General features: G+C 33.8%; 19 protein-coding genes. All 19 read right to left on the reverse strand.

The genetic code is table 11. The features are described 5' to 3' along the window. Positions 1 to 4: 4 nt before the first annotated feature. Positions 5 to 901 (reverse strand): glycosyltransferase family 2 protein, encoded by an 897-nt coding sequence (locus tag B4F31_RS08845; protein WP_286761125.1) that lies wholly within the window; start codon positions 899 to 901, stop codon positions 5 to 7. Between the two features lie 6 nt (positions 902 to 907). Next, positions 908 to 1,744: a glycosyltransferase family 2 protein gene (locus B4F31_RS08850; protein ID WP_286761126.1), complete on the reverse strand. Its 837-nt coding sequence runs from the start codon at positions 1,742 to 1,744 to the stop codon at positions 908 to 910. A gap of 112 nt (positions 1,745 to 1,856) precedes the next feature. Then, complete coding sequence (locus tag B4F31_RS08855) at positions 1,857 to 3,311, reverse strand: lipopolysaccharide biosynthesis protein (protein WP_286761127.1); 1,455 nt, start codon at positions 3,309 to 3,311, stop codon at positions 1,857 to 1,859. Further along, positions 3,311 to 4,612 (reverse strand): hypothetical protein, encoded by a 1,302-nt coding sequence (locus tag B4F31_RS08860; protein WP_286761128.1) that lies wholly within the window; start codon positions 4,610 to 4,612, stop codon positions 3,311 to 3,313. The genes B4F31_RS08855 and B4F31_RS08860 overlap by 1 nt, the downstream gene beginning before the upstream one ends. A gap of 5 nt (positions 4,613 to 4,617) precedes the next feature. After that, entirely contained in the window at positions 4,618 to 5,694 is a 1,077-nt protein-coding gene (locus tag B4F31_RS08865; protein ID WP_286761129.1) for a nucleotidyltransferase family protein, read from the reverse strand. 6 nt (positions 5,695 to 5,700) lie between these two features. Further along, entirely contained in the window at positions 5,701 to 6,309 is a 609-nt protein-coding gene (locus tag B4F31_RS08870; protein ID WP_286761130.1) for an acetyltransferase, read from the reverse strand. Beyond that, entirely contained in the window at positions 6,299 to 7,432 is a 1,134-nt protein-coding gene (locus tag B4F31_RS08875) for a DegT/DnrJ/EryC1/StrS family aminotransferase (protein ID WP_286761131.1), read from the reverse strand. Before B4F31_RS08875 ends, B4F31_RS08870 begins: the two co-directional genes overlap by 11 nt. An 11-nt stretch (positions 7,433 to 7,443) precedes the next feature. Continuing rightward, positions 7,444 to 8,031, reverse strand: a complete 588-nt coding sequence (locus B4F31_RS08880; RefSeq protein WP_286761132.1) for an acetyltransferase — start codon at positions 8,029 to 8,031, stop codon at positions 7,444 to 7,446. 10 nt (positions 8,032 to 8,041) lie between these two features. Continuing rightward, complete coding sequence (locus B4F31_RS08885) at positions 8,042 to 9,232, reverse strand: UDP-N-acetylglucosamine 4,6-dehydratase (protein WP_286761133.1); 1,191 nt, start codon at positions 9,230 to 9,232, stop codon at positions 8,042 to 8,044. Between the two features lie 21 nt (positions 9,233 to 9,253). After that, positions 9,254 to 10,264, reverse strand: a complete 1,011-nt coding sequence (locus tag B4F31_RS08890; protein ID WP_286761134.1) for an NAD-dependent epimerase — start codon at positions 10,262 to 10,264, stop codon at positions 9,254 to 9,256. Positions 10,265 to 10,274: 10 nt separating this feature from the next. Then, positions 10,275 to 11,669: a UDP-glucose 6-dehydrogenase gene (locus B4F31_RS08895; RefSeq protein WP_286761135.1), complete on the reverse strand. Its 1,395-nt coding sequence runs from the start codon at positions 11,667 to 11,669 to the stop codon at positions 10,275 to 10,277. 100 nt (positions 11,670 to 11,769) lie between these two features. Next, positions 11,770 to 13,056 carry a nucleotide sugar dehydrogenase gene (locus B4F31_RS08900; protein WP_075326544.1) on the reverse strand — a complete coding sequence of 429 codons (1,287 nt, stop codon included), beginning with the start codon at positions 13,054 to 13,056 and terminating at the stop codon, positions 11,770 to 11,772. Between the two features lie 28 nt (positions 13,057 to 13,084). Then, the gene (gene rffA, locus B4F31_RS08905; RefSeq protein ID WP_075326542.1) at positions 13,085 to 14,245 is read right to left on the reverse strand and encodes a dTDP-4-amino-4,6-dideoxygalactose transaminase; all 1,161 of its coding nucleotides are present in this window, start codon (positions 14,243 to 14,245) and stop codon (positions 13,085 to 13,087) included. Continuing rightward, on the reverse strand, positions 14,242 to 14,964 hold the full coding sequence (locus B4F31_RS08910) for a GNAT family N-acetyltransferase (protein WP_075326540.1): 723 nt from the start codon (positions 14,962 to 14,964) through the stop codon (positions 14,242 to 14,244). Before B4F31_RS08910 ends, rffA begins: the two co-directional genes overlap by 4 nt. Positions 14,965 to 14,988: 24 nt before the next feature. Beyond that, positions 14,989 to 15,981 carry an SDR family oxidoreductase gene (locus tag B4F31_RS08915; RefSeq protein ID WP_075326538.1) on the reverse strand — a complete coding sequence of 331 codons (993 nt, stop codon included), beginning with the start codon at positions 15,979 to 15,981 and terminating at the stop codon, positions 14,989 to 14,991. A 343-nt stretch (positions 15,982 to 16,324) separates the two neighbouring features. After that, a complete protein-coding gene (locus tag B4F31_RS08920) occupies positions 16,325 to 17,581 on the reverse strand; it encodes a sulfate adenylyltransferase subunit 1 (protein WP_075326536.1) in 1,257 nt (418 codons plus the stop codon). A 66-nt stretch (positions 17,582 to 17,647) separates the two neighbouring features. After that, positions 17,648 to 18,553 carry a sulfate adenylyltransferase subunit CysD gene (cysD, locus tag B4F31_RS08925; RefSeq protein ID WP_286761136.1) on the reverse strand — a complete coding sequence of 302 codons (906 nt, stop codon included), beginning with the start codon at positions 18,551 to 18,553 and terminating at the stop codon, positions 17,648 to 17,650. A 1-nt stretch (position 18,554) separates the two neighbouring features. Beyond that, complete coding sequence (gene cysC / locus B4F31_RS08930; RefSeq protein WP_286761137.1) at positions 18,555 to 19,148, reverse strand: adenylyl-sulfate kinase; 594 nt, start codon at positions 19,146 to 19,148, stop codon at positions 18,555 to 18,557. A gap of 134 nt (positions 19,149 to 19,282) precedes the next feature. Further along, positions 19,283 to 20,107, reverse strand: coding sequence for a 3'(2'),5'-bisphosphate nucleotidase CysQ (gene cysQ / locus B4F31_RS08935; RefSeq protein WP_286761138.1), 825 nt, complete (start codon positions 20,105 to 20,107; stop codon positions 19,283 to 19,285). Between the last annotated feature and the right edge of the window lie 59 nt (positions 20,108 to 20,166).

Raw genomic sequence — 20,166 nt, forward strand, 5'->3', positions numbered from 1 at the left:
AGTTTTAGTTAGATAATTTTTTATGCAATTTGATTGCTGTTTTTTTTGGAAAAATCTTAAAAATGGCCCATAAAAAGCTTGGTTTTAAACCGATATACTTGATTTTTAAATATGCCTTCTTTCCAAGATGGAAATCTCCATCATATAAGGACAACCAAAATAATTTATAGTACCACTTAAATCTGAGGTATTTATCCGCTTCTATAAGCTTTTTATGTTTATCAATAATAATAGCATAAGATTTTTTCTTTTCTGAAAAGTCTGATCTAACACTTCCAGGTTGAGTATGTATGTAAAGTAATATCTCTTCTAATATAGTATATTGAAATTTCATCCGGAGCCTGATTAAAAAATCTGTATCTACTGCCGTTCTCAATCGCTCATCAAAATTTAAATCGGAAAAACATTTCCTATTAATTAGGAAACCCCTCCCAATTCCCACATGTAATTCATAAAGGAATTGATCTGGCTGACGTTTAGACTTAGGTATCCATATAGATTCCGAATAGCTTCTATCTATAGCCACGGTTCTTGTACCAGACCAGAGAAAATCAGCCTCATCATTACTACTTAGTTTACTCAAAGCTTTTTCTAAATAAACCGGTAAATATTCATCATCACTATCTAAGAACGCAATATATTTACCCTTAGCTGCATTCACGCCAACATTTCTCGCTACCGCATTCCCTCCATTTTCTTTGCATGCAATATATTTTATTCTATTATCCTTAAATGATTCTACGACTTCTTTAGTATTATCACTGGAAGCATCATCAACTATTATATATTCCCAGTTTTCATAAGTTTGGCTAAGTACACTTTCTATAGCTCTGGAAATAATATGTGCACGGTTGTAAGTTGGAGTTATAATGGTAATTAAATCTTGAGTTTGTAAAATCATAAAAATTTAAAAAATTAAATAACCGATAAGAAATTTAAAAAATCTCAAATAAGCTTTCACATTAAAAGGTTTTACTTTAATTGCAACAAATTGCCACTTTAAGGCATGATTTTTACTTCCAATTCTATATGCATTAGAGGCTGCAATTTGTGCGCAGAAAAATCGAAGCATAGGTTCCTTCTCATACTTCTTAGTAAGATAAGAATATGAGTTATATGCATTAATATTTCTCTTCAAATTTTTTTCCGTACTGTGGTCACTGTTATATCTAAAGGTTAAAAATTTTTTTGATTCAATTTTTAAATCCCTCTTTTCACATTCCCTTATCACCCTAATGAAAAGCTCCCAATTTTCAGATTGTGATAGGTTAATATCATACCCACCAACCGATTCAAAAACTTCCTTTTTAAGAATATAGGCTCCAGAGAGATTATTGATTAAATGATTATTAAAAAAATATCCTTTATCTCTCGGATAATTAGTTCTTTCAAAAATATCAATATAGGCACCGGATAAAATACCAATATTTTTGCTTTGGAGTTCTTTTGTAAAACTATCAATTGCTGAGTCTATCAATTCATCATCTGCATCTAAAAAAAGAATATACTCCCCAAAAGTTTTATTAACTCCAAAATTACGAGCAGAACTTACTCCATTGTTGGCTTGATAATAATATTTTATTCTAGCATCTTTAATCTCTCTTATGATTTTCTCAGTATTATCGATACTTCCATCATCAATTATAACTAATTCCCAACATTCATTCGTTTGTTTTAGTACAGATTCTATTGTCCTTAAAATAGTTTTCCCGGAATTATATGTTGCTATTACTATCGAAATCATAAAATAGTTACCTTAAATTGTTGTTTTCTTTAAATGATAGATTTAATTTATAAATACATTGTATACTGGTGGTAAGAAGCCAAAATTTTTCATAATTATTGGTCAGTTTATCCTACAAACTATTATTTCTATTTCTATAAATAATATATACTCTTTTTAATTCTTTTTGGTTGATTAAAAAGGTTAAACCGGCAATTAAAGAAATCAAGAAGAAAACCTTCACAAAGGACTCGTATAGAAAGTTCATTTTAATGAATGAAAAAATCAAATAACAAATAAGGATCGAAAGGAAGGAAGGGAGAAAGCCTTTAAAAAATTCTTTCAATACAATAACTGAAGATAATTTTAACCATTTTTCCATTACTATTAAATTAATAATTGCTCCTAGAATTCTAGAAATTAAAACTCCAATCGCCGCACCAATTATACCATAATATATAACACCGATCAAAATTAATGGTAAATAAAAGATCATAATTTTAATCACCTCTATTTTAAATTCCAATCTCGGTAAATTATTAGCTCTCAATAAACTGGGGAATGACGTGGTGATGATCTCAATCACCGAAGAAACAGCAATTATTTTTATAATAATTAAACTACCTTCCCATTTATCTCCGAAGAATACCAATAAGAAATTAGGATCAAAAAACAGGACACTCATTAGAGGAACTATTATAAGGGAATTAAAAAATATGCTTTTTGTGTATAATTTAAATTGTTTAGTTTTTTCATCCTGATATTTGGAATAGATCGGATATAAAACAGAATTGATAACAGTTTTAATTTGGGATCTTATCGCGTCTGTTATAATAAACGCGAAAGAATAAAGTCCTAATTCAAATTTTCCAATAAACTTACCTATCAATAGATAATCTCCTTGGTTTGCGAATCTGGCCACTAGTGCTGAAAAAGATGTAAAAGCACCAAATCCCAACAAATCCTTAAAATGTTCTTTTTTCCATATAAATTTAGGTTTCCAGCCTGTGGCAAAAAAATATTGTGGGACTGCAATTATAAATTGTGCTATAGAATTAAAAACTAATGCCCACACTCCAAACCCTCCATATGCTAGCATTAATGCCAAAATCCCAGAACCAATACTACTTGTGTTATTAATAACTGCCAGCTTTTTAAAGTCCATTTCTTTGGTTAGCTGAGCACGATGAACTAAAATTAGAGGATTAATCAACACACTTATTCCCAATACTGGTATAATTTTTATTAAAATTTCTTCTCCATAAAACCAACTAGAAAATGGAGCAATTACGAATGCGATGATTAAATATATTAATATAGACCAACCTACATTGGTCCAAAAAGCAGTATTAAAATAACTATCAGTTAACTTTTCTGTTTTCCTTTGAATGAGGGCTTGTCCAAAGCCTAAATCGCTAAAAACCTGTATAAAACTAGTAAATACTACTGCCATACCAACGACTCCAAAATCTTCAGGGAAAAGTAATCTGGCGAGAAATAATTTTATTATAAAACGAAAGGATCTTTGAACAATAGCCTGAAGAGAAGTCCAAAAAATACCAGAAAAAATTGTTTTACTTGTACTCATTAAATGCTTGAACTTTCATGATAATTGTCTTCTTCTAATTCTTTAAAAATTTTCACCCATTCATTAGTTATTTTGCTTATATCAAAATTTCGGGCAACGATATCCCTGTTTTTTATCCGCGAATCCTGCGAATCTTCAAGTTGAGCTTTTAAATTTGATAATATATCCTTTAATTCTCCAAAATCCTGGAAAGTGGAATAATAAATCCCAAAATTTTTAAAGGTTTTATAGGGAAGCCATTCCCCAACAATAGCCAGATTACCAGTATATAAAAATTCGGTTAGAAAGGCACTTAATCCATCAGTCGTAGGACAATGAACATACACATCTGATACAATTTTAAGCTTTGCAAGGTCTTTCCAGTCTAAAAAATTTTGTACAAATTGAAAAGAACATGGCATATCTTTTAATAAGTCGTGTAATTTTTCTAAATAACCCTCCTTATTATTTCCATAGGAAAAAGGGAAGATCAAATGAAAATCATTTAAAACATTATTTGGAAGAGACTTAATTGTTTTTATAAATTTATAATGATTATTTTCAAAATGCCCATTATGTCCCATCATAATAATAATTTTATTATCAGGAATTGAGAATGAATTTTTAAATTCCATTTCCCAACTTCGATCAGCTATCAGCGTGTTTGCAATATCATAAAAAGCGCGATCATGTATAAAACGAGCTCTTTTTATCTTATAACTGTGCTGAAAACCGAAGCGCGTAAGTATAGCAAATTCCATTTCAGGAGTTGCCGCAGTAACTACATTCACATTGTGTAATCCTGAATTTTGAATTTCATGGTCTCTCCAAGAATTAATTCTAAAGATATCAGACCCCCAATAAGTCCATATCATCTCATAATCCTTCTTTAAATACTTTGTGAAAAGCGCGAAAATATGTTTTGGAAAATGTAAATGTATAACATGAGTATTTGTTTTGTCTTCTATAAATTTAGCATAGTAATAGGCATTAACATGTCTTAAAAACAATCTTAACCCTCCATTGGAAATTAGGTTTCCTTTATCAACTATATAAACTCCAAGATCTTTCCAGAAATAACGATTAAAAACTACAGGTAAAAAAGCTTGAAGTATAGTTTGAAACCTTTTTAAATTAGGTTTTGATTCATATGTATTACTAAAAACAGAAGCAGCTTTATCTACTATTTCATCATCTCCAAAATGCTTAATATTTAATATATTGAAAGAAAATTTCTCTAACTTCGGTGAAATTTCGCCATATAATTGTAAAATATAATTAGCCTGACCAATACCAGTTACAAGTACATTTTTTTTATTCAAAATATCTACAGATTAATTCCTTCAAAACCTAACTGCTTAGAGGTTTTGTTATATTCATCCCATTGACCTATATCCATCCAGGATCCCTCACTTACCGGAAATACACCAACTTTACCATTTCTGTTCAAGATTTTTTCCATAAGCGTGGTGATGTGAAAGAATTCGTTTTCCGGAATTTCCTCTAATAAATGCGGTTCAAGAATATACATCCCGGCATTGATGAACATATTAAAATTTGGTTTTTCTTTTAATTGGGTTAAAACACCATTTTCTTTAAACTCCATAGTTCCATATGGCACTTCAAAATGTTTAACCGCACAAATAGCTGTAAGTTCATTTCCATTTTCTCTATGATACTTCAGCATGGCAGAATAATCATCTTTTATTAAAATGTCGCAATTAGTAACAAAGAAAGTCGAGTCAATTTCTTTTTTTAGTAAATGAAGACTTCCTGCAGTGCCTAGAGGTTTATCTTCTTCAAAATAATTTAAATTATATGCTTTTTCCGGTAAATTATCAAAATAACTACGAATCATTTCCTGCTTATAATTAACTGTTAGATAGAAATCCTCAACTCCTATTTTATTAAATGAATTAATAATCCATTCCACGATTGGCTTTTCTCCCAAAGGTATTAATGGTTTTGGAATAATATTAGTTATAGGTTTAAGTCGTGTTCCTTTCCCCCCCGCCATGATAATTACCGGTACATCGATAATACTATTGGAAAAAGTTTCGCTTTCCTGAAAAATCTGATTCCAGAAAATAACATCTACAATGTTTTTCTCATCATCGATTATCGGCATAGCTTCAATACGATGTTGCAACATAAGATTTCTTATTTCTTCATCACTATCCTTTTTTGAGGCTATAATAATATTATCCCTTAAAATTGAACTGATTTCCTCATTTAAGTTATGATTAGCAAGTATTGCTCTTTGAATATCACCAATACTCAAGACTGATATGAATTTATCGTTCTTGCAAACAAAAAGTAGTTTTGATCTAACTTCATCCATGAGCTGCATAGCAGATCTTATATCCTTCTTAGGTGCTATTATTAACTTTTTCCAATTCTCCATATAATATTACTTTGCGGGTATTCCCTTAACTATTTTCATGTTCATAACATCTTTAGTAACTACCGCACCTGCACCTACTGTTACATCATCTCCTATTTTCACATTTGGTAATATGGTACTATTGGCACCTATATAACAATTCGATCCGATTTCAACATTACCCAAAATAACAGCATTAGGAGCAATTGTAGAGAAATCCCCAATTCTACAATCATGCATAATATTCGCCCCTACATTTAGTTTGCAGAATCTTCCAATTTTCACACCGGAAGATACGTGGACATTTTGACTAATGATACAACCATCTTCAATTTCAGAAAACTTGGAAATAATCGAATACTTTGAAATCAACGTAAAGAAATTATTGTTAAAACAGGAATATTTTTCAAAAAGTATTTTTCTGATACTTCCTGAGTCAGGAGTGATTATCAACTTACTTTCAGGAAAACGTTCAAGGATAGCTTCAGCTTCCCTATCGCCACCATAAACCGGGATGCCATAATATTCCCCCTTTTTATTATTATCAATTATACCCGTCAATTCAAGACCTATAGATTGGACCTGCTCAATAATCTCGTGAAAACCACCAATCAAAATAACTGCTTTAGACTGCATATTCTTTCAGTTTCTTACAAATATACTCCACCTGTTCTTCTGACAAATTACCATACATTGGTAAGGTAATTAACCTGTTATAAACAGATTCAGTTTTGCTTAATCCCTCGTCTTTTTCATCATAATAAATATCGAATAAATGAACAGGAGGATAATGAATACTAGTCTGTATTCCTGATTTATGAAGCAAGTTCCTGATTTCGTCTCTATTTTTTTCAACCTCTTTAGTAAGAATAACCGGAAATATATAGTTTGAACTAAAATAGGGATGATTTTTAAAAGGTACAGTAATATTTTTCACAGACTTCAATTCGCGTTCGTAAGCAAATCTTACTTTTTTTCTTTTTTCCAGATCTGCCCTAAGTTTCTTTAACTGAACTATTCCAAGACTCGCTCTTATATCATCCATTCTGTAATTATAACCTAAAGCCACTACATCGTAGGAAGTAGAATGCCCTTTTGCCCGATTATAAGACATGGTAGTCATCCCGTGTGAACGCAATAATTTAGCTTTCTCTGCTAAATCCGGATTATTTGTTAGAAGCATTCCTCCTTCTCCCGTACTTAAATTTTTGTTGCTAAAAAAACTGAAACAACCTACGTCCCCAATAGTTCCAAGTTTTTTACCTTTATATTCCGAAAGTGGACCATGACATGCATCTTCTATAACCTTAAGATTATGTTCCTCGGCAATAGCTAAGATTTCATCCATCTCACAAGAAAATCCGGCATAATGCATTACAATTATTGCCTTAGTATTTTCGGTAATAAGTTTTCTTATTTGTTCCGGGTCTATTGTTAAATCATCCTCACCTTTCACATCAGCAAAGACTGGTATAGCTCCAACATATTTAATTGCATTTGCAGTTGCCACAAAAGTTAATGAGGGACAAATTACCTCATTTCCTTTCTGGATATTTAAAACTTCCATGGCAAGATGTAAAGCAACAGTGCAATTAGTCAAACTTACCGCGTGTCCCACATTGAAGTAATCACAAAACATATCCTCCAGCTCGCTGGACCTAGGTCCCGTGGAAATCCATTTTGACTGAAGAACATCAACTACAGCTTTTTCTTCCTGTTCGTCGTAATTTAGATCGAATAATGGTATGTTATAATCCATTTAAAATTGTTTTATTTATAAAAAGTACCAGCTCCTATAATAGAATCTCTTACTATATTTTTTCCATTTGATATCGTAGAATTGCTACCTAAAAAACATCCTTTCTCAATAATACAGTTTCCATTCACAATAGCTCCGGTAGATATGTGACAAAAATCACCTATTACGGCATCATGTTCAATCCCTGCATGAGTATTAATTATACAATGATCTCCAATTTCAACATTTGCATTAACAAATGCATTATGCATTACCACGGTCCCCCTCCCTATTCGAGCATGCGATGAAACATAGGCTCTCGGAGAAATTACAGAAGCTAACTTATATTTATGTTTCTCCAATAGCTTTGCAAGTTTTAATCTTATTGAATATGATTTTATATGTCCTACAGTAATTAAAAAATAAACCGATTCTCCATTGAATTTAGGAATATCAGCATCAGCACCAATTACACTATAACCTAGAATCTTATGGTCCAAAGGGAGGTTATCATCAATAATTCCTAAAATATGGAATCGATTCTCCTGCTCAATTACATCCAGAACGGAATGGCAATGGCCACCCCCTCCAATTAACACTATAGAAGGTCTATCACTCAAATATTTTATATTACATTTTTGAATCTAAATATTTACCTTTCTCCTGATGACCAAAACCTGGGATCATTTCAAAGAATAAATCAACTACCTCTTTTTTATTCCAGTCTAAGGAAGTTCTTTTTTCTTTAATCGATTTTTCGAAATATTCAATTTTGTCAATTTCGTTCTCCAATTCATTCTTAATAATTCCTAGATTTCGGAATCTATTCAGATCCAAAATTTCATTATCCGTAAAAAATTCTTCAAAATCCTTTTCTCCGGTGGTATCACTTTTAGTAAACAAACATGGCCACTTATTTTCTAAAGACAGGGTATCTATCAATGATCTGGCCTCTTCTTCTGAGCTACATATATAGGGTTCATAGCCAATTTGTTTTAAATATTTCACCGCAATATCTGCAAAAGAAATCAGATCCAGTTTCTCACTTAATTTTGGAAAAAAAATATCTCTGTTTTCTCCAAAAATACAGGACATAAGACAAAGCTCCCCGGATTCCTGAGGGGTGACAAAATACCTTTTTACATCATTTGGTGCTACAATAGGCTGCTTTTTCTGTATACGCTGGTTAAAACCGTGAAGTAATGATCCATCAGAAAAAGCAACATTAGCAAACCTCGCTGTAGAAATATCTATTTCTTCACTTCTTCTCATCAAAAACATTTCCATAATTCTCTTGGAGGCTCCCATCATATTTACGGGATTAGCTGCTTTATCTGTAGATACACAAAAATATTTTCCAGCTCCACCTTGAATAGCTTGTTGTAAAGTTTTATCGGTATTGAAAATATTTACCTCAATCATTCTCATTAGGGTAAAAGGATCTTTTTCACTTCTTACATGTTTGAGAGCTGAAAGGTTCAATACATAATCATAACCATCACTATTTTTTATAAATGCATCATATTCTATAGAACCAATATCTAATGCAAATGTTTTAAAGTCTCCATCAATATATCCAAAAGAACTTCTTATATCTCTTACTAACTCGACAAGATTATTCTCACTAAGATCCACTACATGGAGCTTTTTAGGATTCCTCTTAAAAATTTCTTTAGTTACAGCCTGTCCAATGGAACCAGCTCCCCCTAAAACTAAGAACCTCGAATTTGAAACTATGGATTTAAGTTTATCATCATTTTGAGCGATATCCTCTAGAAAAAGAGGCTTACTTCTTCCAATTAATTCCAGTATATTATTCATTTAATTCAAATTATTTAAATACTATGATTTCGTATAATAACTTTTATACCAGCTTACAAACTTCTCTATCCCCTGCGATATATTGGTATTTGGTTTATATTCAAAATCCCTTTTTAAAGATTCCACATCTGCCCAGGTTCTTTCAACATCTCCGGGTTGCATAGGCAACATTTCCTTTTGTGCTGATTTCCCTAGTTGCTGTTCTATTTCTTCAATAAATGCTAGTAAGCTTACCGGTTTACTATTCCCAATGTTATATAGGGAATATCCTTCATTATTCTGCGCATCTATGATTTTCACTACTCCGGCAACAATATCGTCTATATAAGTGAAATCCCTTTCCTGATTACCATTATTAAACACCTTAATAGGTTTATCATTCATTATGGCATTTGTAAATAGAAACATCGCCATATCGGGTCTTCCCCAAGGACCATAGACTGTAAAGAATCTCAAACCTGTAGTTGGAAATCCGTACAAATGACTATAGGTATGAGCCATTAATTCATTACTTTTTTTAGTTGCAGCATATAGGCTAATAGGATGATCTACATTATCTTCTGTAGAAAATGGCACCTTTTTATTCTGTCCATAAACACTGGAACTACTGGCAAAGATTAAATGCTTTATGAAGTGGCGCCTGCAGCATTCCAATAAATTTGCAAAGCCTACTAAATTACTATCAATATATACTTGTGGGTTCTCTATACTATAACGCACTCCTGCCTGTGCCGCAAGGTTTACCACTTTTTCAAACTGATAGTGGGCAAAAAGTTTAGAAAGATTTTCCCGATCTTCAAGCTTTAATCTTATGAATTCAAAGTTTTCAAATTTACTGCTTTTACAACTTTTATTGAATTTTACAGCAAACTTCTCTGATATCCCTAGTTCCTTTAACCTATCGTACTTTAACCGGGGATCATAATAATCATTAATATTATCCAACCCTACAACGGTATGCCCTATCTTAACTAATTTTTCAGATAGATGAAAGCCAATAAAGCCTGCTGCCCCGGTTATTAAAATTCTCATAGTTATGTTTTTAACTTCCTATTGCATAAAATTCAAAACCAATCTTTTCTTTTGTTGCTCTCTCCAATAACCTTCTACCATCAAAAAGAAAAGCAGGCTTAAGCATTTCATCGTATACTTTTTGCCAGTCTAACTCTTTAAACTCATCCCATTCTGTCAAAACTGCTACTGCGTGAGACTCTTTTGTAGCTTCATAAGGTGAGTTCACTATTTGCACCCTGGCACGGTTTTCTTCTGTAGATCGGGTATTTAAATAATCAAGATCGGCATAAATTTGTTCAGTTTTAACCTTAGGGTCGTAAACTACAATTTCTGCCTGTTCGTTGAGTAAATAATCGGCTACATATATGGCTGCAGATTCGCGGGTATCGTTGGTATCCTTTTTAAAAGCCCAACCTAGTAAAGCAATTTTCTTTCCTGAAACTGTATTAAAAAGGGTTTGTACTATTTTCGCAGCAAACCTTCTTTTTTGATGATCATTCATTAGTATTACCTGTTCCCAGTAATCGGCGACTTCGTGTAAGCCGAAAGATTTGGAAATATAGACCAGGTTTAAAATATCTTTCTGAAAACAAGAACCCCCAAAACCTACTGAAGATTTGAGGAATTTTGACCCAATCCTGGAATCCATACCCACAGCTTTCGAAACCTCATTCACATCTGCCCCTGTTTTTTCGCATAATTCACTCATCGCATTGATACTGGAAACCCGTTGAGCTAAAAAGGCGTTGGCTGTTAATTTTGAAAGTTCTGATGACCACACGTTGGTAGTTAATAATCGTTCGCGAGGTACCCAATGCGCATAAACATCAACTAAAGCTTCTACGGCTTCCTTGCCTTCAGGAGTATCAATGTCTCCACCTATAAGCACCCTGTCCGGATTCATAAGGTCATCAACCGCAGTTCCTTCAGCTAAAAATTCAGGATTTGAAAGAATTTGATAATTAACTCCATTTCCTGTATTATCCAGAATATTCTTTAATGCTTCCGCGGTACGAACCGGTAAAGTAGATTTCTCTACTACAATTTTATCATCTTTAGACACCCTCGCGATTTGTCTCGCGCAAAGTTCTATAAATTTAAGGTCGGCAGCCATACCTTTTCCTATACCATAGGTTTTAGTGGGAGTGTTAACCGAAATAAATATCATATCAGCTTCATCAATCCCTGCATCTACATCGGTAGAAAAAAATAAATTTCTACCACGAGCTTCTTCAACCACTGCCGATAATCCGGGTTCATAAATTGGAATATTTTCTACATTCTCATCATTCCAGGCTTTTATCCTTTCTTCGTTAATATCGACTACAGTTACATTTATTTCAGGACATTTCTGAGCGATCACCGCCATTGTTGGCCCTCCTACATAACCTGCACCTATACAGCAAATATTTTTTATCTTCATATTAAATTGACTTTGACACCCTCCTTTACAAGATTATCTATACATTATACTAGTGGCCATAACATTGTCTCAGGCTATAATTCGATTAAACTATAGTTTTTTAAAGTTTCTTATCACACCTATCCCCAAGTACGCCCTTTACATCATAAACAACAGTATTTCCATTCTTTAATTGGTCAAGGTCCATTTCCAAAAATTCTTTATGAGCCACCGCCAAAACAACGGCATCATATTTTTCTTTTGGAAGCTCTTTTACAGTTTTAAGTCGGTACTCATGTTTTACTTCTTCCGGGTTAGCAAGCGGATCGTAAATAGTAACATTCGTACCATACTCATTGAGATTTTTAATTACATCTACAACCTTAGTATTCCTTACATCAGGGCAATTCTCTTTAAAGGTGATTCCCAAGACAAGGATATTTGCTCCCTTCACCTTCTGATCATTTTGCAACATCAATTTAACTACTTCTGAAGCGACATATTGTCCCATAGAATCGTTCATCCTCCTACCGGCAAGAATAATTTCAGGATGATAACCAATTTCCTGTGCTTTTTGAGCAAGATAGTAAGGATCTACCCCGATACAATGTCCACCAACAAGACCGGGTTTAAATGGAAGAAAATTCCATTTTGTTCCTGCAGCTTCTAAAACATCCTGGGTATCTATCCCCATCATATTGAATATCTTCGCCAGTTCGTTAACAAAAGCGATATTGATATCCCTTTGTGAGTTCTCAATTACTTTAGCAGCTTCAGCAACTTTGATAGTAGGTGCTAAATGTGTTCCAGCAGTGATTACATCAGCATAAAGTTCATTAACCTTTTTTCCAATCTCTGGAGTTGAACCAGCGGTAACTTTTAAAATCTTATCTACAGTATGCTCCTTATCACCCGGATTGATTCTTTCCGGCGAATACCCTACAAAGAAATCTTCGTTAAAGGTAAGTCCGCTATGTTTTTCCAGCACAGGTACGCATTCGTCTTCAGTAACCCCAGGATAAACTGTAGATTCGTAAATAACAACATCTCCCTTTTTAAGGACCTTAGCGACGGCTTCGCTACTTTTATATAGCGGAGTAAGATCTGGTCTGTTATTTTTATCTACTGGAGTAGGAACGGTAATTATATAGTAACTACAATCTGCTATATCTTCAAGTTCTGCCGAACAATACAAACCATTTTCCTTTTCTAAATCTTCCTTTTTAACCAATGCAGACTGAAGCACATCGTCTTCCACCTCAAGGGTAGAATCATGACCAGTCATTAGCTCTTCAACTCTGGCTTTATTGATATCAAAACCAACTACCGGATATTTAGTAGCAAATAATCTTGCCAATGGCAGTCCTACGTATCCTAAACCTATTACAGCTATCTTTTTATTGTCCATTCTTCAGTGTTATAAATACTAAATTATTTTATTTATGCAGTTCTTCTTTGTTAATGTAATCTTTTAAAATTTTCTCGGCGGTTGTGACTATAAAATCAACTTCTACTTGAGTTAAGTTGGGGTAAAGAGGCAAGCGAACTAAACGGCTAGCTAAATCTTCGGTGAATGGCAAATCATTTTCTGTATATCCCATCTTTAAACCCATTTTAGATGAATGGAGTGGAATATAACTGGTATAAGCAGCAATTCCCTCTTTTCCCATCCTATCTATAAATACTTTCCTTTTTTGATTTGAATTAAAAATCAACCAGAAACAGTGGTAATTAGTTTCTTTATAATCTTCAAGGTGTTGAAGTAAAAAGAAACCCTTTTCCTCATACTTTTTTAATCTCTCCTGATAAATATCGTATATTTTTTTTCGCTTCTGTTTAATCTCTTCTTCCTGTTCTAATTGAGCTAATAGCATTGCAGCTAAAATATCAGATAAAAGATAACTTGATCCTTTTTCTATCCACGAATATTTACTTTGAAGTCCATTAACAACCTTAGAACGATCTGTACCTTTTTCGGCCATATATTCTGCGCGTTCACGCCATTCTGGCTTATTCACCACTATAGCACCACCTTCCCCACAACTGAAATTCTTTGTATCATGAAAACTGTAACAAGCTATATGAGCCCTCTTCCCGCTTATATGTCCTTTATATAATGAACCATAGGATTGGGCACAATCCTGCATTACTGTTAAATTATATTTTTCTGCGATTATCATTATTTCATCAATATCACAAGGAACGCCAGCATAATCAATAGGGATTATCATTTTGGTCCTGGGAGTAATCAACTTTTCAATTCGAGCAACATCAATATTCATGTCGGAAGCCCTAACTTCACAAAATACCGGTTTAGCTCCAAAAATAACCATCGCATTAGCCGTCGAACTAAATGTAAACGAAGGCATTATCACTTCGTCACCTGGTTGGATATTTGCAATTAAAGCACCCATTTCTAAAGCCGCTGTACAAGAAGGTGTTAGAAAAACGCCTCTTAATCCATATTTTTGAAAAATAAGATCCTTTACCCGATTATTGAAATGATAGTTGCCGGCATGAGAACCCGAAGCTATGGCATCAGATATATAGGAGATTTCATTTCCAGTAATATACGGTAAATTAAAAGGTATCATCATATTAGATTAGCAGGTTTTCTCCATAAATGATTAATAACGGAACCTCTTTCACATTTAATACCAAAACGCTCATAAACTTTTAAAGCTTTTAAATTTTTAGCCTGGGTACTACTCTTTAAAATTGAACACTTCTTTTCCAGCAAATAAGATTCAATAGCTTCCATTAACATAAAAGATATCCCCTTACCTTCACTTTTAGACTCCACCCCCATAAGAGGTATTACACCTGTTCCATTATTTTCATTAATCTTCACAGTAGCGAAACCTTTAATTTTATTATTCTCTTCGTAAACTAACACAGTATCAGCGCCAATACCATTGACTGATTTATCTAACCAAATATCATATAGCTCATAAACTTTAGCCGTTGTGATATTATCATCAAAATAAAACCTACTTCGTCGTGCTATACGCTTCACTAAATTCCTCATCTCTATAGTTGCCCTAGACTGATTGAAAAATTTCACCTTCGGATGAAAGTTTTTTTTCAATTTCAATTCTTTTGAAAGTTCTACAACCTCATCAATTTTAAGAATAGAATAAAATTCTGATTCGGAAGGATCAAAAGGTGAATTAAAATAGATCAATTCCACATTAAAATGGTAAAGCTCTGATATTAATTCTTTATAATATTTTTGAGAAATATTTGAGCTTATTCTAGCAACCTTAAATCCAAAAAACTCAGAGTCCCAATCTAATATTTCAAAATCCTTCACCATAATGTACAATAGGCAAATTCAATATTAAAGATTCTCCCAATACCAGGATACTGCTTCTCTTAAACCTTCATCAATTCGATGACTTGGATCATATCCCAATAATTCTTTTGCTTTTTCTACCGAAGCTAAAGAATGTGGAATATCCCCCGCTCTATTAGGACCGTGTTTCACCTCCACCTTTGCTATTTCAGGATCAAATTTAGATAGGTGTTTTTTTAATAAGTGGGTTAATTCTACTAAGTTAGTTCTATCCCCCACTGCTGTGTTATATATTTGATTCACCGCATCTTCGTTTTTAGATGTCAGCGCCCTTAAATTCATCTGAATTACATTATCGATATATGTAAAATCTCGCGAGTATGTGCCGTCCCCATTAATCACCGGACTTTCACGTTTCATAAACTGCATTACGAATTTTGGAATAACAGCGGCATAAGCTCCGTTTGGATCCTGTTTCCTTCCGAAAACATTAAAATACCTTAATCCTATAGTATCTAATTTATAGGCATCCTGAAATATATCCGCATAGAGCTCATTTACATATTTGGTAATTGCATAAGGAGAAAGTGGTTTTCCAATTTCGTCTTCTACTTTAGGTAGTTTTTCTGAATCTCCATACGTAGAAGAACTTGCAGCATAAACAAATCTTTTTACACCGGCATCTCTAGCAGCCACCAGCATATTTAAAAATCCGGAAATATTAACTTCATTACTGATAATAGGATCGGCCAAAGACCGCGGTACAGAACCTAAGGCTGCTTCGTGTAATACATAATCTACATTTTCACACGCCTTATGACAAGTTTCCAGGTTACGAATATCCCCTTCAATTAATTGAAAATTCTTGTGATTTTCGAAGGCATCAAGATTATGCCTGTGACCGGTAGCAAAATTATCCAGGCAAACAACTTTAGCATTTAAATTTATCAGGGTTTCACATAGGTTTGAACCTATAAAACCCGCCCCACCAGTCACTAATATTTTTTTATCTTCTAATCTTTGCTGAAATTCAGTCATTTGAAAAATTAAATTACCTTTTTATCGGCCGCAAAGATAGAATTTCTTTATGAGGCTATTGCTAAAGAAACCTTAAAGCTTTAAAAACGTTAAAAATGTTGTTAATATTAGCAACCTGAATCTTTTTAAGGTTGGCAGCTCCAGCATATTTTTTTCAATTTTCAGAAGTATATTATCGAAGACTCCTGTTTTTTTTATCAATTGCATAAAAATCGTCAGTTCAGACTGCACTCTTCGCAATTTATAAGAAAAGATTGATGATTCACGGCCCTTCAACTTTCAGTAAATCAAAGTACTAGTGAAATTTTTTAAAAAATATAAGAGTGAACTGTTTACGGAAACTTTAAACAACCATGCCAGCCGCAACGGTTTCATTAGTGTTTTCATCTATTAAAATAATACTTCCTGTATTTCGGTTTTCACGATAAGTATCTAACATCATCCGTCTCGTGGTCCTTATTTTAACTCTGGCAATATCGTTCATAGCCAGGTCCTGATCGGTCTTATCCCTTTCAAAAGTATTGATGTCCATTTTATATACCACCACTTTGATTAGTGCACGCTCTTCGTGAGAGGTGTGCACTATTGTATATTTCGCCCTGGGTTTAGCAGGCTCATTATTCAACCAGCATAGCATGACATCAAATTCCTGTTCCATTTCGGGCTGATTGTTTTTCCGTACAATCATATTTCCTCTGCTTACATCTATATCATCTTCCAGGGTCATTGAAATACTCATGGGTGCATAAGCCTCCTGAACTTCATGCTCCCCGGCATTAATAGATTTGATTTTTGATTGAAAACCTGAAGGCAATACGGCCACTTCATCTCCTACCCGGTAAATTCCGCTAGCGATTCGCCCGGCATACCCGCGGTAATCCCGGAATTCTTCATTTTGAGGTCTTAAAACAGTTTGTACAGCAAAACGAGCGTCTATTTTATTTATATCACTGCTTATATGAAGGTTTTCCAGCGTGCTTAGCAAAGTACCTTCCTGGTACCAGTCCATATTTTTTGAGCGGTTTACCACATTATCTCCCAATAGGGCACTAATAGGAATAAAACGAACATCTTTCATCAAAAGTTTGGAAGAAAATTCTTCAAACTGTCCTATAATTTTATTATATACCTCTTCTGAATAATCTACCAGGTCCATTTTATTGATGCATACAATAAGATGCGGAATATTCAATAAGGAGGCGATAAATGAATGTCGCTTGGTTTGTTCTATTACTCCGTGGCGGGCATCTATTAAAATAACCGCGGCATTAGCCGTAGATGCACCAGTAACCATATTTCTTGTATACTGAATATGCCCGGGAGTATCCGCAATAATAAATTTGCGCTTGGGTGTGGTGAAATAACGGTAGGCTACATCTATGGTTATGCCCTGTTCCCTTTCGTCTCTTAGGCCGTCTGTAAACAGCGCCATATCAATACCATCGTGTCCTTTTTTTGCGCTTGTCGCCGTTATTGAATCAAGTTGATCTTCAAAGATCGACTTGGAATCATATAAAAGTCTACCTATTAAAGTACTTTTTCCATCATCTACACTACCGGCAGTTGTAAATCTTAAAAGTTGATTGTTATTTATTTCCATGTTTCATTTTCTTTGTCTTACAACGAAGCGATCTTTATTCTTTTCTCTTTAAGCGCAACGGTCTATTTAAAAATATCCTTGTTTTTTTCTATCCTCCATTGCAGTTTCAGAACGTTTGTCATCTGAACGATCGCCACGCTCCGTTTTGCGCATTGCTGAAACTTCAAGTGCTATTTTTTCAAGGGTGTCGGCATCAGATTCTATTCCACCAGTAATAGTAATATCTCCCAGGGTTCTAAACCTGATTTTCTTTTTCTCTACTTTTTCTCCTTCTTCCAGCTTTAAATATTCTGAAACAGGAATCCAGGAGTTACTTCTGAAAACAACTTCCCGTTCGTGAGCAAAATACAAAGAAGGAATACTAATATTCTCTCTTTTAATATAGTTCCAAACATCCATTTCAGTCCAATTACTTATTGGAAATGCCCTAAAATGCTCTCCTTCAAAATGCTTTCCATTTAGCAAGTTCCAAAGTTCAGGTCGCTGGTTTTTAGGATCCCATTGTCCAAAATCGTCACGATGACTAAAGAAACGTTCTTTGGCCCGTGCTTTTTCTTCATCCCTTCTTCCTCCGCCAATAGCACAGTCGACTTTATTTCCTTCAATAGTATCAAGCAAAGTGGTTATTTGAAGAGAGTTTCGGGTAGCATTTTTACCCTTCTCCTCGGCTACTCTACCCTGGTCTATAGAATCCTGAACAGAACCTATAATTAACTTTACGCCAAGTTTTTCAACTAAATTGTTTCTGAATTTTATAGTTTCAGGGAAATTATGTCCCGTATCTACATGCATTAAAGCAAATGGAATTTTACTGGGATAAAAAGCCTTTTTTGCTAAGTGGGTCACCAAAATTGAATCTTTTCCTCCTGAAAATAAGATTACAGGATTCTCAAACTGTGCCCAAACCTCTCTTAATATATAGATGGCTTCTGACTCTAACTCGTCTAAATAATTTAAATAATATTTGCTCATTTTACTTTAATTCAAGTTTCTTTTGAAGCAGTTTCAAAATTCTTTGAGCTGCTTCTTCCAGATTTTCCCTTTCAGTATTTATTTCAATATCAGGATTTAAAGGCATTTCATAAGGAGAATCAATACCTGTGAAATTTTTAATTTCTCCCGCTCTTGCCTTTTTATACAATCCCTTTACATCTCGCTTTTCACAAGTTTCTAAACTTGTATTTACAAAAACCTCTATAAAATCATCCTTTCCAATAATCTCTTTCACCATATCCCTATTAGTTTGTTTCGGACTAATAAAGGAAGCCAGCACCACAGAGCCGGAATTAACCAAAATCTTGGCTACTTCAGCTGCCACCCTAAGATTTTCTTCACGCTCTTTAGAACTAAAATCCAGATCTTTGTTAAGTCCGTTCCTTAGACTATCGCCATCTAACACAAAGGTTCTTATTTCCTGTTCAAAAAGTAGTTTCTCTACCATATTTGCAAGGGTGGATTTTCCCGAACCCGATAAGCCAGTAAACCAAACTACAAACGAAGTATGGTTATTTAGTTTATTACGCTCTTTTCTACCCAGGGAAAAATTAAATGTTTGGATATTACTCATATTATCTTTTCTAATTTTCAACAGAAAAAACCATCAGATTTCGCCGCTGATTTTACACTAAATATTTTGTGAAGATAACATAAACGCATTTCCATTATAATTTCCAAAGAACCTGCATTGTTTAATTAAATTTCTTAGGCTAGATTTGAAACTACAAAGGAATTATTTAACAATACTTTTCTATTATAAACCATTTCTTTCCCCGTTTGTTTATCGATTACTTTTAACCCAACAGCTTTGCAAATAGCGTGACCGGCGGCCGTATCCCATTCCATAGTTGGTCCTAACCTTGGATAAATATCTATAAGTCCTTCGGCCATCAGGCAAAATTTAAGGGAACTTCCTTTCGGAATCACATTAACCTGCTGCTCATATTTTTCTTTGATCGATTCAATGAAACTAAGCGTCTCTTTATTAATATGAGATCTACTCCCTGCCACATTAATAGTTTTTTCAACAAAACCAGGAAAGATTTCCTGCGCCTTATTTATCAAACCTTCAATTGCGCTTTCATTATTAATCAGAATCTTAAAAGACTTACCTTCCTTAACATCCCCATAATAAAGCTCTTTACTTACCGGGATATAGATCACCCCAAAAATCGGCAGGCTATTCTCAACAAGGGCAATATTCACTGTAAATTCACCGCTCTTTTTTATAAATTCTTTGGTACCGTCTAATGGATCTACTATCCAGCATTTATTCCATTTTTTTCTTTGAGAAAAAGCAATTTCTTCATTTTCTTCACTGATTATAGGTATCCCGGTAGGTTGTAAATAATTATTTATTATATCATTAGCCGATTTATCAGCGAGTGTTACTGGTGAATCATCATCTTTAAGCTCCACATGAAAATCACCATTTTCGTAAACTTTCATTATTTCTAAGCCCGCTTTTACAGCGGCTTTTATTGCCACAAGGAAATCCTGTGAAACATTATTTTGAACTTCGCTATTCATACATTTACTAATTGGCAATACTGTAATTACTTCGCAAATATAATATTTCCCATAAGTCT

The sequence above is a fragment of the Salegentibacter sp. UBA1130 genome (assembly GCF_002311535.1).
In the GTDB taxonomy this organism is placed as follows: domain Bacteria; phylum Bacteroidota; class Bacteroidia; order Flavobacteriales; family Flavobacteriaceae; genus Salegentibacter; species Salegentibacter agarivorans.